Annotated in this window: 15 protein-coding genes; 14 read left to right on the top strand and 1 reads right to left on the bottom strand. The window is 36.7% G+C overall.

The features are described 5' to 3' along the window. Position 1 precedes the first annotated feature (1 nt). The 3 genes from ACS3UD_RS10390 to ACS3UD_RS10380 are packed head-to-tail and all read left to right on the top strand — an operon-like array spanning position 2 to position 2,010. Entirely contained in the window at positions 2-400 is a 399-nt protein-coding gene (locus ACS3UD_RS10390) for a biotin/lipoyl-containing protein (protein WP_308139672.1), read from the top strand. 27 nt (positions 401-427) lie between these two features. Further along, positions 428-1,588 (top strand): sodium ion-translocating decarboxylase subunit beta, encoded by a 1,161-nt coding sequence (locus ACS3UD_RS10385; protein ID WP_308139673.1) that lies wholly within the window; start codon positions 428-430, stop codon positions 1,586-1,588. Positions 1,589-1,608: 20 nt separating this feature from the next. Further along, a complete protein-coding gene (locus ACS3UD_RS10380) occupies positions 1,609-2,010 on the top strand; it encodes a thioesterase family protein (protein WP_308139674.1) in 402 nt (133 codons plus the stop codon). 118 nt (positions 2,011-2,128) lie between these two features. Here the strand turns inward: ACS3UD_RS10380 and fba are convergent, their stop codons facing one another. Then, on the bottom strand, positions 2,129-3,058 hold the full coding sequence (gene fba, locus ACS3UD_RS10375; protein ID WP_308139675.1) for a class II fructose-1,6-bisphosphate aldolase: 930 nt from the start codon (positions 3,056-3,058) through the stop codon (positions 2,129-2,131). 369 nt (positions 3,059-3,427) lie between these two features. Between fba and ACS3UD_RS10370 the strand changes: the two genes are divergently transcribed. The 11 genes from ACS3UD_RS10370 (at position 3,428) to hydA (ending at position 18,800) form a co-directional block, all read left to right on the top strand. Further along, positions 3,428-3,709, top strand: coding sequence for a co-chaperone GroES (locus ACS3UD_RS10370; RefSeq protein ID WP_308139676.1), 282 nt, complete (start codon positions 3,428-3,430; stop codon positions 3,707-3,709). 21 nt (positions 3,710-3,730) lie between these two features. Continuing rightward, positions 3,731-5,377: a chaperonin GroEL gene (groL, locus tag ACS3UD_RS10365; RefSeq protein WP_308139677.1), complete on the top strand. Its 1,647-nt coding sequence runs from the start codon at positions 3,731-3,733 to the stop codon at positions 5,375-5,377. A 201-nt stretch (positions 5,378-5,578) separates the two neighbouring features. Then, positions 5,579-7,303, top strand: a complete 1,725-nt coding sequence (locus tag ACS3UD_RS10360; protein WP_308139678.1) for a sigma-54-dependent Fis family transcriptional regulator — start codon at positions 5,579-5,581, stop codon at positions 7,301-7,303. Positions 7,304-7,847: 544 nt separating this feature from the next. Beyond that, a complete protein-coding gene (dpaL, locus tag ACS3UD_RS10355; protein WP_308139679.1) occupies positions 7,848-9,056 on the top strand; it encodes a diaminopropionate ammonia-lyase in 1,209 nt (402 codons plus the stop codon). 67 nt (positions 9,057-9,123) lie between these two features. Further along, the gene (gene ygeW, locus ACS3UD_RS10350; RefSeq protein WP_213925512.1) at positions 9,124-10,320 is read left to right on the top strand and encodes a knotted carbamoyltransferase YgeW; all 1,197 of its coding nucleotides are present in this window, start codon (positions 9,124-9,126) and stop codon (positions 10,318-10,320) included. Between the two features lie 15 nt (positions 10,321-10,335). Next, positions 10,336-11,655, top strand: coding sequence for a YgeY family selenium metabolism-linked hydrolase (locus tag ACS3UD_RS10345; RefSeq protein ID WP_308139680.1), 1,320 nt, complete (start codon positions 10,336-10,338; stop codon positions 11,653-11,655). Between the two features lie 67 nt (positions 11,656-11,722). Next, positions 11,723-13,429, top strand: coding sequence for a hypothetical protein (locus ACS3UD_RS10340; protein ID WP_308139681.1), 1,707 nt, complete (start codon positions 11,723-11,725; stop codon positions 13,427-13,429). 35 nt (positions 13,430-13,464) lie between these two features. Next, positions 13,465-14,397 (top strand): carbamate kinase, encoded by a 933-nt coding sequence (gene arcC / locus ACS3UD_RS10335; protein WP_308139682.1) that lies wholly within the window; start codon positions 13,465-13,467, stop codon positions 14,395-14,397. Between the two features lie 16 nt (positions 14,398-14,413). Then, positions 14,414-15,736 (top strand): putative aminohydrolase SsnA, encoded by a 1,323-nt coding sequence (gene ssnA / locus ACS3UD_RS10330; protein ID WP_308139683.1) that lies wholly within the window; start codon positions 14,414-14,416, stop codon positions 15,734-15,736. A 130-nt stretch (positions 15,737-15,866) separates the two neighbouring features. Next, positions 15,867-17,228: a uracil-xanthine permease family protein gene (locus ACS3UD_RS10325; protein WP_308139684.1), complete on the top strand. Its 1,362-nt coding sequence runs from the start codon at positions 15,867-15,869 to the stop codon at positions 17,226-17,228. Between the two features lie 186 nt (positions 17,229-17,414). After that, on the top strand, positions 17,415-18,800 hold the full coding sequence (gene hydA, locus ACS3UD_RS10320; RefSeq protein WP_308139685.1) for a dihydropyrimidinase: 1,386 nt from the start codon (positions 17,415-17,417) through the stop codon (positions 18,798-18,800). Position 18,801 lies beyond the last annotated feature (1 nt).

Raw genomic sequence — 18,801 nt, 5'->3', positions numbered from 1 at the left:
CATGAAAAAGTATTTGATAACTGTAAAAGGTGTTTCATATGAAGTTGAAGTAGAGGAAATTAAAGATGGAATAGCAGCAAGTAAAACAGAAAGTGTTCAGGCAAAGCCTGTTTCGCCAGAAATTAAGGCTGCTGCTCCAAAACCTCAGGCCAGTGCTGCAAAGCCTCAAGCATCGAGTTCAGACAGTGCAAACAGCGTTACATCTCCAATGCCAGGAACTATTTTAAAAGTAATGGTTAAGGCAGGAGACACAGTTAAAAATGGAGATGTGCTGTTAGTGTTGGAGGCTATGAAAATGGAAAATGAAATAATGGCTCCAAGTGATGCAGTAGTTGCTTCTGTGGCAGTTGCTGAAGGATCAACTGTTAGTACAGGAGATGTCTTGGTGACTTTTAACTAAAATTACGGCAGAAAGCGGGGAAATAAAATGTTAGATACATTATTTATAGGTCTGCAAAAATTTATTGAAGGCATGGGATTTACTACAGTAACAGGTGGTCAGGTAATAATGATTTTGATATCTTTTGTTCTTTTGTATTTAGCGATATCAAAGAAATTTGAGCCATTGCTGTTACTTCCCATTGGCTTTGGAATGTTTTTGGCTAACATTCCTTTTGCAGGGCTTATGGCGCATCCGATAGGAAGCTTCGGAGAAGAAGGATTTCAAGCCGGAGGACTTTTATATTACTTATATATGGGAGTAAAGCTGGGAATCTACCCTCCATTAATTTTTATGGGCGTTGGAGCAATGACGGATTTTGGCCCGTTAATAGCGAACCCTAAAAGTATATTGCTGGGAGCTGCGGCACAGTTTGGTATCTTCGCAGTTTTTATAGGGGCAGCGCTACTTGGATTTTCAGGACCTGAAGCTGCATCCATAGGCATAATAGGCGGAGCTGATGGACCGACTGCTATATATCTTACTTCTATGCTTGCCCCTGATTTACTGGGGCCGATAGCTGTGGCGGCATACTCTTATATGGCACTTGTCCCTATAATACAGCCTCCTATTATGAGAGCTCTAACAACAAAAGAAGAGAGAAATGTTGTTATGGAACAACTTAGACCGGTATCCAAAAAAGAAAAAATAATCTTTCCTATATTTGTTACGGCGCTGGTTTCATTTATATTACCGTCAGCAGCTCCATTAGTAGGTATGCTTATGCTGGGTAATCTGCTTCGTGAATCAGGAGTAACGGAAAGATTGTCAAAAACAGCTCAAAATGAACTTATGAACATTGTTACCATATTCCTTGGAATATCAGTGGGAGCAACAGCAAACGCCGAAACATTTTTAAGACCTGAAACTTTGATGATAATAGGACTGGGATTAGTGGCTTTCAGCTTTGGAACTGCAACAGGAGTTATTTTTGGTAAAATCATGTACAAAGTTTCCGGAGGAAAAGTGAATCCATTGATAGGTTCAGCGGGAGTATCTGCTGTACCTATGGCCGCAAGAGTTTCACAGGTTGTAGGTCAGCAGGAAAACCCTGGGAACTTTCTTCTGATGCATGCTATGGGGCCCAATGTTGCGGGAGTTATAGGCTCAGCCATAGCGGCGGGACTATTGTTATCAATATTTGGTTAATATAAATATAGGAGGTTTTTATGATTGAACATAAGATTTATGCAGGATTATCAGCATCCTATGAGAAAGTCATAACTGCATCTGACTCATATTTGTCAAATGCTGTAATGATTGACAACCTTATGTCTACTCCTGCTCTATTGTCAACGGTGATAGAAGCGTCGTGGAACATGCTTAAACCTTATATACCCACAGAGCATATAACAGTCGTAACTGATTTTTATTTGAATCATCATGAACCTACACTTGTTGGAGAAAAGGTAAAATTTTCATTAGTAGTTGAAAAAATTGAATATGACAAAATTCATGTTAATTTTACTGGAACAGACCACATAGGAGAATTTTGCAGAGGAACGTTGGTTAAGGCAATTGTTAGATACGACAAGCTTTTAGAAGCAGCATACAAAAGAGTAAAAATGTAATAAAAACTTACCTGAAAACTATTTATTATGAACAGATGAGATTAGTAAACAACAGAGGAACAGAAAAAAGCAACAGATAGGTAGCTTTTCAGCTCCTCTGTTGCTTTTATTATATTATTTATCTTTTTGAGCTGCAGCCAAGAACATTTTTCATTTTGTGCGCTACCATATCTTTTATGGCAGTTCTGCCAGGGCCGAGGTACTTTCTTGGGTCAAACTCAGATGGGCTTTCAACAAGCAGCTGTCTTATGCAAGCTGTCATAGCAAGCCTTAAATCAGTGTCTATATTAATTTTGCACACTCCCATTTTAGAAGCTCTTCTTAGCATTTCTTCAGGAACACCTGCTGCTCCCGGAATTTTTCCGCCGTACTTATTGCACAAATCTACAAATTCCTTTGGAACAGAAGAAGAACCGTGAAGAACCAGTGGGAAATCAGGCAGCAACTTTGAAATTGTTTCAAGTCTTTCAAAGTCAAGGTTTGGATTTCCCTTGAACTTGTAGGCTCCGTGACTTGTTCCGATTGCGATTGCCAAGGAGTCAACTCCTGTTCTTTCAACAAATTCAGCAGCCTGTTCAGGATCTGTGTATGTAGCATCTTTTGAGTTTACTTTAACGGCATCTTCTACGCCTGCCAGTTTTCCGAGTTCGGCTTCGACTACGACTCCCTTGCTGTGGGCATATTCAACTACCTTTTTTGTAAGCTCTATGTTTTCCTCGAAAGGATATTTTGAACCGTCAATCATAACAGAAGTGAATCCACCATCTACGCATTGCTTGCAGATTTCAAAATCCTCTCCATGATCTAAATGAAGACAAATATCAAGGCCGGAATCTTCTATTGCAGCTTCAACCAGCTTTCTCAAGTAAATAGGATTAGCATATTTTCTTGCTCCTGCAGAAACCTGAAGTATTAATGGAGCATCCTCCTGCTTCGCGGCATCAACAATACCTTGAATTATTTCCATGTTGTTTACGTTGAATGCACCTACAGCATAATTCCCTTCATATGCCTTTTTAAACATTTCTTTTGATGTAACAAGAGACATTTTATTTCCTCCTAATATATTATTAAATGTGTTATACTATTAATAAGTTTATTATACTATATCAATATGTAAAAAACATCAAATATTTTTAAAAATTTATTTAATTTTTGAATACTTTTAATTTTTCCGATATAAAATATGTATAATAGAATTAAATAAAGAAATAATGAGTAAGTTAAAGTAAAGATTAAATTTACTCACAAAAATGGAATTATTAATGCAAAATAGAGTAAAATTAGATAATATGGCACTTGAAAACAATTCTGCTAATGGTTATTATATACATTATAAGTGTTAGCACTCTAAGTTGCCGAGTGCTAACAATAATCTGGATAATAATAACATTAAATAAAATAGGAGGAATAAGATATGACAGTTAAACCACTAGGTGAAAGAGTAGTAATTAAAATGGTGGAAGCAGAAGAAAAAACTAAAAGCGGCATTGTTTTGCCGGGTACTGCTAAAGAAAAACCTCAGATAGCTGAAGTTATTGCGGTTGGAGCCGGAATTACTTCTGATGAAAAGAAAAAAGATGAAATAAAAGTTGGAGACAAAGTAATTTTTTCTAAATTTGCAGGAACAGAAGTTAAGATTGATAGTGAAGAATTAATTATTATCAAATTATCTGATGTTTTGGCAGTTGTTGAATAATAAAAAAGAGAGGTGTATGAAATGGCAAAAATAATAAAATTTGATGAAGATGCTCGCCGCGCAATGGAAAAAGGCGTTAATGCGCTGGCAGATACAGTAAAAGTTACATTAGGACCTAAAGGAAGAAATGTTGTATTGCAAAAATCTTTTGGATCACCTGTAATAACTAATGATGGTGTTACAATAGCTAGAGAGATAGAATTATCAGATCCATATGAAAACATGGGTGCTCAGTTGGTAAAAGAAGTTGCAACTAAGACAAATGATGTAGCTGGCGATGGAACTACAACAGCAACACTTTTAGCTCAGGCAATAATCAGAGAAGGATTAAAGAACGTAGCTGCCGGAGCTAACCCAATGATTTTGAGAAGAGGAATCAAGGCTGCAGTAGAAGCTTCTGTTGCAGAACTTAAAAGTTCAACAAAGACAGTAGAAACTTCCGAGGAAATCGCACAGATTGCTTCTATTTCTGCAGGAGATGAAGAGATAGGAAGATTAATAGCTGATGCTATGGATAAAGTTGGAAAAGACGGAGTTATTACTGTTGAAGAATCCAAAACTATGGGAACTGAGTTAACAGTTGTAGAAGGTATGCAATTTGACAGAGGTTACTTATCTGCTTACATGGTTACAAATACAGAAAAAATGGAAGCTGTTTTGGAAAACCCATATATACTTATAACTGATAAAAAAATTACTAATATTCAGGAAATTTTACCTATATTAGAGCAAATAGTTCAGGCAGGAAAATCACTTGTAATAATAGCTGAAGACATAGAAGGTGAAGCACTTGCTACACTGGTTCTCAATAAGTTAAGAGGAACATTCAACTGTGTAGCTGTAAAAGCTCCAGGATTTGGGGACAGAAGAAAAGAAATGTTGAGAGACATTGCTATATTAACAGGTGGTCAGGTAATTACTGAAGAATTAGGATATGATCTGAAAGAAGCAACTGTAGATATGCTGGGAAGTGCCGGAACAGTTAAAATAGATAAAGAAAATACTATAATTGTTAACGGTGCAGGTTCACAGGAAGAAATCAGCGAAAGAGTAAAACAGATAAAATCTCAATGGGAAGATACAACTTCTGAATTTGATAAAGAAAAATTGCAGGAAAGACTGGCTAAATTAACAGGTGGAGTTGCTGTTATAAACGTAGGTGCTGCAACTGAAACTGAAATGAAGGACAAAAAATTAAGAATTGAAGATGCTTTAAATGCTACAAGAGCAGCAGTTGAAGAAGGACTTGTAGCAGGAGGAGGAGTTGCTATGCTGGCTACTGCAAAAGCTGTATCTAAAGTTGCAGAGTCACTGGCAGGAGATGCAAAGACAGGTGCAAAAATTATAGAAAAAGCATTAGAAGAGCCAATCAGACAAATTGCTATTAATGCAGGTCTTGAAGGATCAGTAATAGTTGACAAAATTAAGAGCAGCGACAAAGGTGTAGGATTTGATGCTTTAAATGAAAAATATGTAAATATGATTGAAGCAGGTATTGTTGATCCTACTAAGGTTACAAGATCAGCTCTGCAGAATGCGGCTTCAGTAGCTTCTATGCTATTGACAACAGAGGCTGCAGTTGCAGATGAACCTAAAACAGAAGAGCCGGCTATGAACCCAGGCATGGGCGGCATGGGCGGTATGGGTGGAATGGGCGGCATGATGTAATAAGTGTCCAAACCGCTGAGAACCAATAACTATATATAAAAATTTAATTTAATAATATTTAGAGGCGTTTCAGAATTATGTAATTTTGAAATGCCTCTTTTTTTATGAATCTAATATATGAATTAGCCGTAATATTTTATATTTTCTTTAAAAAACAAATATGATATAATGTAAAGCAAAATTACTATTAGGGTGAAATTTATGTATAACTTGTCTAACATTGCTGAGACGGTCCAAAAGTATGCGAAAATTACGGCTGAAATTGCCAAGGTTGATGTAGAGGTAGTTAACTCAAAGTTAATAAGAGTTGCGGGCACAGGTATATTCAGTGAAGGAATAAATACGGACGTATCTGAAAATTCTCATGTCTATAAAAATGCCATAGCAACCGGTGAAAGACAAATAGTGCTTGAACCCGGGAAAGATGAAAGATGCAAAAATTGTAGTCTTAAGGAAGACTGCGGCGAAGCATTTGAAATATCAATGCCTATAAATATGAAGGGACAAATAATAGGTGTAATAGGTATGGCCTGTGCCAGTTTGGAATCAAAGAAGTTTATAGTGGACAATCTGGACAGCTACCTGGATTTTTTGTCACAGATTGCTGATTTCATTGCTGCAAAAGCTTATGAATATGAAGAGGAAAAGAATAAAGTAGCAATTATAAATATGCTTAAGCTGATAACACGAAGCATGGATGAAGGGGCTATTATAATTAACAACGAAGGAAATGTAGACACTATAAATCTCAGTGCTAAGAAACAGCTGGGGATATCACGAGTAATAAATAATGAAAAAATTTTTATAGAAGCAACAGGAGACACTGTCAATAACAGTAAGGAGTACAGGGTCAGGATAGGAGAAAATGTAAATACGGTTATCGGTGACATATATGATGTTTCTGAAAACCCTATGTATAAGCAGGTAATGCTGTTCAAAGATTTAAACGACATTCAGTCAAATATATATGCTATGACTTCAACGGTTAATGCGCTGAATACTGACAAAATTATAGGGAGCAGCAAAAAAACGATTGAGCTTAAAGAAGAGATTATAAAGGTTTCAAATTCATTTTCAACAGTTCTTATAACAGGAGAAAGCGGAAGCGGAAAAGAAGTCGTAGCTACGGCAATATGGCAGAATTCAGATAGAAGAAATAATAGGTTTGTGGCTATAAACTGTGCGGCAATACCTGAGCCTCTGCTGGAAAGTGAACTGTTTGGCTATGTGAAGGGAGCATTTACAGGAGCAGATCCTAACGGAAAAATAGGAAAATTTGAGCTGGCAAACCACGGTGTGATTTTTTTAGACGAAATAGGTGATATGCCTATTTATCTTCAATCAAAACTATTGAGAGTTATTCAGGATAAAAAGGTAATAAGAATAGGCTCAAACCAAGTCATTCCGCTTGATGTGAGAATAATAGCTGCCACAAACAAGAATTTGAGACAAATGATTACAGAAAATAAATTTCGCGAAGATTTGTATTACAGGCTTAATGTTATACCTATAGAGATTCCTCCCCTTAGAGAAAGGAAAGAGGATATTAAAGATCTGATTTATCATTTTGTACATTACTATAGAAAGATGTTCGGTAAGAATTTTGTTAGAATTGAAGATAAAACCATGCAAAAGCTTATTGAATATCCATGGTACGGCAATGTAAGAGAGTTGGAAAATACTGTTGAATTTATGGTAAATATGATGGAGAGAGGTATCATAAACGATAATGCTCTTCCTATTAATATAAAGAAAGAGGATTACAAAGTAAGTATAAAAAAAGATAAAATAAGAACTTTAAAGGAAATGGAATATGAGGAAATTAGAAAGGCAGTAGAATATTACGGAAATACAACGGAAGGCAAGATTGAGGCGGCCAACGCCCTGGGTATAGGAATTGCTACGTTGTACAGGAAGCTGCAATAAGATTGAACCTTCGTTGCGCATTAAGCGACGGAGGTTTTTTTATTATGACACGCTTTAAAAGATTTTAATAATAAATATTGTTTGTAGGGGCTTTTATCTGTGTATGTAGTAAAAATAATCAATATTTTTTGTCGAATTTCATTTGCTTTTAATAAAAATTATCAAAATGATAATAATGTTTATCAAAATTTGTTTGTGGCAAAATAATATTATTTAATTTGTTAATTATTAATCAATGAAAACCATATGAAAACTGCACTTCGTAATAATATCATAAAATTATTGTTAATAAAATTCAAATCTTAAACCGTTTATCAAAATGATAAATTTTTATCAATTTGATAAAAAGCGTTGTAATATAATATTTCTTGTAAGAATTGAATAATTTGAGCAAAATTTAATGAATAGTGCACATATTGAAATATCAAGGAATAAAAATTACACTTTGTATAAAACTAAAAAAATAAAATTGAAATGCGAAAAAAAGCTGGCACGTATTTTGCTATTAATATTACTGTAAAATTATTTAAGAAAGGTAGTAGAAATGACTGTTAAATATGATTTAGTACAAAATAACGTCTCTAAAAGAGATAAAACAGATTTAAGTTTTTTAAATGAAGATGTAGCTAAAAAGGTTTTAAAATATCATTCAAGTTTTGATCAATATTCTGAAACTCCACTTGTTGAATTAAAGGAGTTAGCAAAATATCTCGGGTTAAGTGATGTGTTTGTTAAGGATGAATCTTATAGGTTTGGCCTAAATGCATTTAAGGTTTTGGGCGGAAGTTTTACAATTGGACAATATATAGCAAAGAAGCTTGGGAAGGATATCGATGAGCTTCCGTATAATACACTTATTTCCGATGAGGTAAAAAAGAAATTAGGTGAACTTACATTTATAACGGCAACTGATGGAAATCACGGCAGAGGTATTGCGTGGACGGCTGAGCAATTAAAGCAAAAAGCCATAGTATATATGCCAAAGGGCAGTGCTCTGGAAAGGCGTGACAGGATAAGAGCTCACGGAGCTGTATGCGAAATAACTGAGTGGAACTATGATGATACTGTAAGGTATTGCAATGAATTAGCTGAAAGAAACGGCTATGTGATGGTTCAAGATACATCGTGGCCAGGATATGAGGAACTGCCAAGGTGGATTATGCAGGGATATATGTCAATGGCATATGAAGCTTATTTGAAACTAAAAAAAGAAAATAAGAAACCGACTCATATCTTTCTGCAGGCAGGTGTTGGTTCTATGGCATCGGCCGTGTGCGGATTTTTTTCATCAATATATGCAGATGATAAACCTTTGATAACTATTGTTGAGCCTAGCAAGGCGGCGTGCTTGTATAAAACTGCTAAAGCTGATGATGGTAAACTGCATCCTGTTACAGGAGAAATGAATACTATTATGGCAGGTCTTGCGTGTGGAGAGCCGGTCACAATAGGATGGCCTGTTTTACATGCGTATGCAGATAACTTTTTGTCAGTCCCAGAAGAAACGGCTGCGCATGGAATGAGAGTTTTAGGTAATCCTCTTAAGGGAGATGAAAGAGTTATATCAGGAGAAAGCGGAGCAGCTACTATGGGAGTTGTCTCACAGGTAATGAAGTCAGGAGAGCTTAAAGGTATCAAAGAAGTTTTGAAGCTTGACCAAAATTCTGTTGTACTTATGTTCAGCACGGAAGGCGACACATATTTCGAAGGATACAGGGATATTGTTTGGAATGGATTATATCCAAATAAATAAGAATAATCCAATATATAAATAAAGTTCAGGTTCTATTAAAAATTAAATGACTATTAAGGAGAGAGAAATGAATAAGAATTTCAATGAATTGTTAGAAAATTTAAAAAAATTAGATTACAAGGATCTTTATCACAACGATTTTTTCTTGACATGGGATAAAACTCAAGAAGAATTGGAAGCTATATTTACAGTTGCTGAAACTCTAAGGTACATGAGAGAGAACAATATAAGCCCTAAAATATTTGATTCAGGCTTGGGTATTTCATTGTTTAGAGATAATTCAACAAGAACAAGATTTTCATTTGCTTCTGCCTGCAATTTTTTAGGACTGGAAATTCAGGACTTGGATGAGGGTAAATCACAAATAGCTCATGGGGAAACTGTAAAGGAAACTTCAAATATGATTTCATTTATGGCTGACGTAATAGGCATACGTGATGACATGTATATCGGGAAAGGTCACACTTATCAGAAGTCTGTTGCGGAATATGTTGAAGAAGGCTACAAGGATGGCGTGTTGGAGCAAAGACCCACAATTGTTAATCTGCAGTGTGATATAGATCATCCAACTCAAACAATGGCAGATGCTCTTCACTTGATAAATGAATTTGGAGGAATCGAAAATCTTAAGGGCAAGAAAATAGCTATGACATGGGCATATTCACCTTCATACGGAAAGCCTCTGTCTGTTCCTCAGGGGATAATCGGATTGCTTACAAGATTTGGAATGGACGTAGTTCTTGCTCATCCTGAAGGATATGAAATAATGCCTGAGGTTGAAGAAGTTGCAAAGAAAAACGCCGAGCAGTACGGAGGGTCATTTACAAAAACAAACTCCATGGCTGAAGCATTCAAAGATGCTGATATAGTATATCCTAAGAGCTGGGCTCCTTTCGCGGCAATGGAAGAAAGAACAAATCTTTATGGTGAAGGCAAATTCGATGAAATAAAAGAGCTGGAAAAGAAGCTGCTGGCTCAAAATGCAAATCATAAGGACTGGGCTTGTACTGAGGAGCTGATGAAGACTACAAAAGAGGGGAAAGCTCTGTATCTTCACTGTCTTCCTGCTGATATAACTGGTTTGAGCTGTGCGGAAGGTGAAGTTGATGCCAGTGTGTTTGACAGATACAGGATTCCTCTTTATAAAGAAGCAAGCTACAAACCTTATATTATAGCATCTATGATATTCTTACAGAAAATTAAAAATCCAGTAGAGACATTACAAAACTTGGTAGATAAAAATAAAGCAAGATTAGAAAGATAGTTGGAGGAAGAAGAAATGGCAAATTTAGATTTTAATAAAATTAAGCAGGCTGCACAAGGATATGAAAAAGAAATGACTAAATTTTTAAGAGATTTGGTAGCTATTCCCGGTGAGTCGTGTGAGGAAAAAGGCGTAGTTGACCGCATTGCACAAGAAATGAAATCGGTGGGATTTGATAAGGTTGAGATAGATCCTCAGGGAAATGTTCTCGGATATATGGGAACAGGAAAAACATTGGTTGGGTTTGACGCTCATATTGATACCGTTGGTATAGGAAATATTGCAAACTGGAATTTTGACCCGTATGAGGGATTTGAATCTGAAACTGAGATAGGCGGGCGCGGTACCTCCGATCAGTTGGGAGGTATTGTATCATCTGTTTACGGAGCAAAAATTATGAAGGACTTAGGCCTTTTAAATGATCAATATACAGCATTGGTTGTCGGATCTGTTCAGGAAGAAGATTGTGATGGTCTATGCTGGGAATATATAATTAAAGAAGGCAAAATAAGACCTGAGTTTGTTGTATCAACAGAACCTACCGATGGCGGTATTTACAGAGGTCAAAGAGGACGTATGGAAATCCGCGTTGATGTTCAGGGCGTATCTTGCCACGGTTCGGCTCCGGAAAGAGGAGACAACGCAATTTATAAAATGGCTGAAATATTAATGAATATAAGAGATCTTAATGAAAATGATGCTACTGATGATAAAGAAGTTAAAGGCCTGGTAAAGATGCTGGATGAAAAATACAACGGCGAATGGAAAGAAGCTCGATTCCTTGGAAGAGGAACTGTGACAACTTCTCAGATTTTCTTTACTTCACCAAGCCGCTGTGCAGTTGCAGACTCATGCTCGATTTCATTAGACAGACGTATGACTGCCGGTGAAACCTGGGAAAGTTGTCTTGAGGAAATTCGCCAATTGCCAGCTGTTAAAAAATACGGCGCAAAAGTAAGTATGTATAATTATGATAGGCCAAGCTACACAGGATTGGTATATCCTATTGAATGTTACTTCCCAACTTGGGTAATTCCTGAGGATCACAGTGTTACAAAAGCAATGGAAGAAGCATATATGGGACTTTATGGAACGATCAGAAGCGGTTCTCCGGAAACGGATGAAATGAGAAAGGTTCGTCCACTTACGGACAAATGGACATTCTCAACAAATGGAGTTTCTATAATGGGGCGAAATGGTATTCCTGTAATAGGCTTCGGACCGGGAGCAGAAGCACAGGCGCATGCACCTAACGAAAAAACATGGAAAGAGGATTTAGTTAAATGTGCTGCGGTATATGCTGCACTTCCTACAATATACACTGATAACAAATAATTAAATAGGTTCAGGCTAGGGACGGAATTTCCGTCCCCCGTCTCGTTACTGAAGAAAGGCGATTACTATGAGCGATATAATGAATGCGTTACCATTTGAATATCTTGTTGAAAATTGCCTGCAGGATTATTACACAAAGAGCAGGATATTTGAAATTGACAAGAAGGACTTTTTTACGGATGTTAATGATAGGCTTAAAATGATCTTTAATGACGAGTATTTAAGATATCCATTGGGACCGGCTGCAGGCCCCCACACCCAATTAGCACAAAATCTGCTGGCTGCTTATGTAACAGGAGCGAGGTTCTTTGAGCTTAAGACCGTTCAAATAATCGACGGTGAACAAATGCAGGCTATGATTGAAAAACCGTGCATAGATGTAAAAAATGTAGGTTATAATGTTGAATGGTCCACAGAGCTTACTGTAGAGGAAGCGGCAGCAGAATACATTAAGGGATCGGTTTTAATTCAGGCAATGGCAATTGAATTGGGGCTGTCCGATATAAAGGACTTTGTATTTAATATTAGTGTGGGATACAACCTTGAAGGCATACAGTCCAAGAAGATATCTGATTTCATAGATAATTTGAAGGATGCAAAAAACACAGAAATATACAATGAATGCATGTGTATTTTAAGAAACAACATAAGCAGATTTAAAAAACTGCGAATTGAGGACTTGGATAAAATTACCCCCAAAATTACGAATACCGTGACGCTTTCAACAATGCACGGTGCTAAAGCGGAGGAGATTTTAGACATAGCTGCTCATCTAATTAAAAACAAAAAAATAAATACGTTCATTAAATGCAATCCTACGCTTTTAGGATTTGAAAATGTGAGACGCATATTAGATAATTTAGGTTATAACGATGTTGTCATAAGGCAGGAAGATTTTGATCATGATTTGAAATTCGATATGGCAGTGGATATTGTTAAAAAGTTAAAACAGATTGGCAATGAACATGGTGTGCATACAGGTATAAAGCTGACGAACACTTTGCCCGTATATAATTCCAGGAAAGTTCTTTCCGGTGACAGTATGTATCTTTCCGGTAAGCCGTTATATCCTATAGCTATGGGAGTGGCAGCAATGTTTGCCGAGGCATTGGAAGGAAATGTACACATATCACTATCAGGGGGAATTGACAAAAACAACGTGTCGACTGTTCTTAAAACTGGAGTTGCGCCTCTTACTGTTTCTACGCTTTTACTGAAGCCTGGAGGGTATAAAAATCTTAAAGTATTGATGGAAAAGATTTTAGAAGAGCAAATAGAGTTAGGCGAACTTGATGTTAAGGCTGTAAAATACGTTGCTGAAGAAGCAAAGACTGATTTAAAGTATAAAAACAAAGGAAACGGAAGATTTTTAGATAATACTCTTCCTGTGTATGACTGCTTCAAGGTTAATTGCGGAATTTGTGTAGACGTTTGTCCGAATCGCGCTAATATAAAGGTGTACGATGATAGATTTGATGCTCCGTATCAGATTGTGCACATCGAAAACAGATGTAATGAATGTGACAACTGTCATACATTCTGCACCAGAGGAGGATTTCCTTATCTTAAAAAAGTAACAGTATTTGCCGATAAGGATGAATTTGAGAATTCTGAAAATGCCGGTATCCTTAAAATGAAGGATAATAAATTTTTATTAAGAAATGAAGATAAAAAAGAGTATGTATATGATTTTGAAAACTCAGGTGAAAATAAGAATTTAATTGAGAAGATTCTTGAAACCATGGTAAGAGAACACCCATATTTATTACAATAATAATGTTATTGGAAAATATCTGAAAGGAAGAAGTTATGAATAAAAAAATAGTAATAGCTTTGGGAGGAAATGCTCTCGGAAGCACTTTGGCTGAACAGATGGAGGCCGTTAAGCATACCGCTTCAGCCATAGCCGATTTGGTAGATGCAGGATATAATGTTGTCGTGGCACACGGAAATGGGCCTCAGGTAGGCATGATAAACAATGCATTTTCTGAATACGGAAAGATAGATAAGAAATTTCCGTTTATGCCGTTATCTATGTGTGTTGCAATGAGCCAGGCATATATAGGTTATGATTTGCAAAACACATTGCGCGAGGAATTATTAAGCAGAGGAATTAAGAAATCAGTAACATCAATTATTACTCAGGTTGTAGTTGACGAAAATGACCCGGCTTTTGAAAGACCTACAAAACCTATAGGGCCTTTCATGACAGAGCAGGAAGCAGAGGATGCTCGCTTAAAAGGCATTACAGTTGTTGAAGATTCCGGTCGCGGATACAGAAGAGTAGTCGCTTCTCCAAAACCACAGGATATAGTAGAGATTGAAACTATTGAAACATTGTTAAAGGGGGGTGAAATCGTAATAGCCTGCGGCGGAGGCGGAATCCCTGTTGTTAGAGAAGGAAATCACTTAAAAGGAGTGGGGGCTGTAATTGACAAAGATTTTGCCAGTTCATTACTGGCTGATAAAATAGATGCAGACAGCTTTGTTGTTCTAACAGCAGTAGAAAAAGTGGCAATTAAGTTTGGAAAGCCTGATCAAGAATGGCTGTCAGATTTAACGTTGAAGCAAACAGAAAAATATATTGCTGACAAGGAGTTTGCGGAAGGATCTATGCTTCCTAAAGTTAAAGCTGCGATGTCATTTGTAACATCGAAACAAGGACGAAAGGCATTGATTACTTCGTTAGAAAAAGCAGCTGACGGACTGGCTGGAAAAACCGGTACATGGATACACTCGTAATGAAAAGGAGTTAATTATGATTATAGGCAATGGTAAAATTATTACTAATGATTCATTTAATACATTCATTGAAAATGGAGCAGTTCTGGTTAGGGAAAACATTATAGAAGATGTTGGTGAAACTGCAATCATCAAAGCAAAATACCCGGAAGAACAATTCATTGATGTTAATAGCAAAGTAATAATGCCAGGTATGATATGTGCACATAGTCATATATACAGTGCTTATGCAAGAGGGATGTCAATTTCAAAGCCTGCCGTGGACTTTTTCACCGTGCTGGAAAATTTGTGGTGGAGCTTGGATAGAAAACTGACTCTTGAGGATGTAAGACTGAATGCATTGACTACCTATATAGAATCAATTCAAAATGGTGTAACAACCCTTATAGATCATCATTCTGGACCAAATTCAGCTACAGGGAGTTTGTTAGCCATTGCAGATGCAGCAGAGAAGCTGGGGATAAGAACTTCACTATGCTATGAGGTGTCTGACAGAGATGGAAAAGAAACTGCATTAAAGGAAATTGAAGAAAATATTAACTTTATTAAAGCTTGTCAAAATAATGACAGTGAAATGGTAAAGGCATTATTCGGCCTACACGCATCGTTTACATTGTCAAACGAAACCATGTATAAAGTAAGAGAAGCTATGGAAGGATTGTATGACGGCTATCATATTCATGTGGCTGAAGGAATTGAAGACCAGTATGATTCCCTGAAAAAATATGGCAGGCGGGTAGTTGAACGATTACATGATTTTGGAATACTGGGTGAACGAACTATTGCAGTTCACGGCGTTCATACAAATCAAAGAGAAATTGAAATATTAAAAGAGACAGATACAAGTGTGGTTCACAATCCTGAATCAAATATGAACAATGCGGTAGGATGTCCGCCCGTGTTGTCAATGCTTAGGCATGGGCTGAGAGTAGGACTTGGTACAGATGCATATACTAATGATATGTTTGAGTCAATGAAGGTAGCAAATATATTGCAAAGCCATCATCTTTGCGACCCTACCGCAGGTTTTGCGGAAACTAAAAAAATGCAGTTTAATAACAATCCTAAAATTCTTGAAAAGTATTTCAAAAGAAAATTGGGAGTTCTAGCTAAAGGTGCATATGCGGATATTATTACGATTGATTATGATCCGCTTACACCGATGAATGAAAACAGCTGGTTTGGGCATGTCTTGTTTGGAATATCCGGAAGGCTTGTAAACGACACTGTTATAAACGGTAGATTTGTTATGAGAAACAGGGAAATACAGACAGCAGATACAAAGAAAATAATGTCTGAGTCGAGAGATAGGGTAAAGAAAATCTGGCCGTTGATGTAATTATGAATGAAGCATATTAATTATTCTGCAAAGCAGCATGATATGGGCATGTATGAGGCTTGATATGCAGCCGCACACTTTTATTGTTTGAAAGCATGCATGCCAATACTAAAAATAAGGAGAAACAATTATGAAAAATAACAATACAACTGCTAACAAATCATTGTTCAATCTTGACAGTAACCCAGGATTGAGTTCGGCAATGCCAATGTCGTTGCAGCACTTGCTTGCAATGATAGTAGGTAATGTACTGCCTGCATTGGTGTTGGCGGGGGCTGTAGGATTTAGTCCGAGCCAGCAGATTCAGCTGGTGCAGGCAAGTATGTTCATTGCAGCAATAGGAACACTTATTCAAACCTTCCCTATGTTTGGAATAGGGTCCAAGCTTCCGGTTATTATTGGAGTTAGCTTTGCATATATACCTACAATATTGGCTATAGGCGGAGAATATGGAATAGGTGCTGTATTGGGAGCACAGATGATAGGTGGTTTTACAGCTTTCTTGGTAGGTGTATTTATTAAGAAAATCAGAAGATTTTTTCCTCCCATGGTAGCAGGAACAGTGGTGTTTACTATAGGGTTGTCTTTATACAGAGTTGCTGTTAACTATATGGCAGGAGGATTTCAATCTACGGATCCAAGATATGGAGGATTAGTATATTGGGGAATTGCTTTATTAACACTTGCTGTGGTTTTATTGTGTAACATGTTTGGAAAAGGATATATAAAGTTAGCTGCAATATTAATGGGTATTGTTGTAGGATATATAGCAAGCTTAATTGCAGGAATAGTATCATTTGATTCAATATATTCGGCAGATTGGTTTAATCTTCCTGCTATAATGCCGTACAAATTGGAATTTCCGGTTGCTGCGGTCATAAGTATGGCGGTGATGTTTGTAGTGAATTCAGTGCAGGCTGTTGGAGATTTATCTGGTACAACAGTTGGTGGGATGGACAGAGAAGCTACAGATGAAGAGCTTTCAGGCGGTATTAAGGCAAACGGAGTAACAAGCATTATAGGTTCTTTAATAGGGGCTCTTCCTACGGCTACATACAGTCAAAATGTTGGGATAGTAGCAATGACCAAGGTTGTAAGCCTTAAAGTATTCAGAATTACTGCTCTCATGATACTGTTCGCAGGATTCATACCGAAATTTGGTGCTGTTATGACTTCAATACCTCAGTGTGTAATCGGAGGTGCAACTATTTCTGTTTTTGCTCAAATTACCATGACTGGTATGAAGTTAATAGTTCAGGACGAAATGTCTGTAAGAAATACAACTATTGTAGGCCTTGGTATTGCACTTGGCATGGGTATAACTCAAATACCTAGTGAGGGACTTCAATATCTGCCGTCATGGTTTAAAATGGTATTTGCAAGCTCCCCGGTTGTTTTAGCAACAGTTGTAGTATTTATGTTAAATCTTTTATTACCTAAAAAGACCATAGCAGAAGAAAAAGCAGAGCGTGAAGCTATGGAAAAGAAATAGCGAATAAAGCAATATGCATTGTTAATTACGGATGGTGAAGAATCAGACTGTCAACATCATTCAAAGAAGGCCAATACGCGTATTCTTGCGCGTATTGGCTACCTGAGGCTATATATGATGCAGCAATATTTTTGACAGCGTGCAGTATTGTAATTGATAAAGTGTGCTTTTTATTAGGAGGTTACCTTGAATCTATTAATAAAAAACGGATTAATAAGGAACAACAGTGAAGGTTATGAAGCCGATATACTGATTGAAAACGGTACAATAAAAACAATAGGAAAAAGTTTAGATAATAAGAATAATTATAAAGAAATAGATGTATCCGGAAAATTAGTAATTCCAGGAGGAGTCGATGTTCATACTCATATGGATCTGGATTTAGGAAATTACAGGGCTGTCGATGATTTTAACTCAGGCACGACAGCTGCGGCTTTTGGAGGTACAACAACGATTATAGATCATATTGCTTTTGGGCCCGAAGGTTCTAATTTGCATTATATGATTAACGAATATCACAAGCTTGCAAAAGAAAAATCATTAATTGATTACAGTTTTCACGGCGTTTTTCAGCATGTTGATGAAAACATTTTAAACGAAGTGCGGGAGCTTACTGATGAGGGAATTTCAAGCTTTAAAATATATATGACATACAGCCATATGCTAAGCGACAAAGAAATATTAATGGTTTTGTCTAAGGCAAAAGAAACTGGCGCTGTAATTGCAGTACATGCGGAAAACGACGGAGCTATACAATATTTAAGATCATACTACGGCAGACTGGAAAAAACAAAACCGATTTACCATGCTGTTACCAGGCCTGATTTTACTGAAGCAGAGGCTATTAACAGGATGATATACTTAAGTGAGATTGCAGGGTATCCGCACCTGTATTTTGTACATGTATCTACAAAAAAAGGTCTTAATGAAATTATTTCAGCAAGAAGAAGAGGAGTAAAAAACATATATTGTGAAACATGCACGCAATATTTAATTTTGACAGAAGAATGCTACAGAAAAGAAAACAATGAAGGTTTAAAATATATAATGTCACCTCCATTGAGAAAACAGGATGATGTTGAGGCTTTATGGATGGGAATAGAGAATAACGATGTAGATGTTATAGCGACAGATCATTGTCCATTTTTGTTTAATCAGAAACTAGATGGAAAAGCTGACTTCAGAATTGCTCCGGGAGGAGTACCGGGAGTCGAAGAAAGAATGGAAATTGTGCTGACGGAAGGAATAAAAAGAGGTATATCGATTAATACACTTATCGATAAACTTTGTACTAATCCATCGGTAATTTTTGGATTATACCCTAAAAAAGGCAGCCTGCAAATAGGGGCTGATGCCGATATCATAATTTTAAAAAAAGAAAAGCAAAAAATAAGTCAGAAAAACAGGCATGGTGCATCTGATTACTGTGCATATGAAGGCTTTGAAATAGATTATGTTGTGGAAACAACAATACAGAGGGGAAATATTATCGTCGAAAATGAAAAGTTGAAGATACAGGAATGTACCGGTAAATTTATTCAGAGAATAAATAAAAAAGGAAAGGAAGACTAAT

Origin of the sequence: Sedimentibacter sp. LTW-03, assembly GCF_052059825.1 — a bacterium.
In the GTDB taxonomy this organism is placed as follows: Bacteria; Bacillota; Clostridia; order Tissierellales; family Sedimentibacteraceae; genus Sedimentibacter.
Note: the sequence above shows the minus strand (reverse complement) of the source record. Positions and strands in the feature narration are given on the sequence as shown.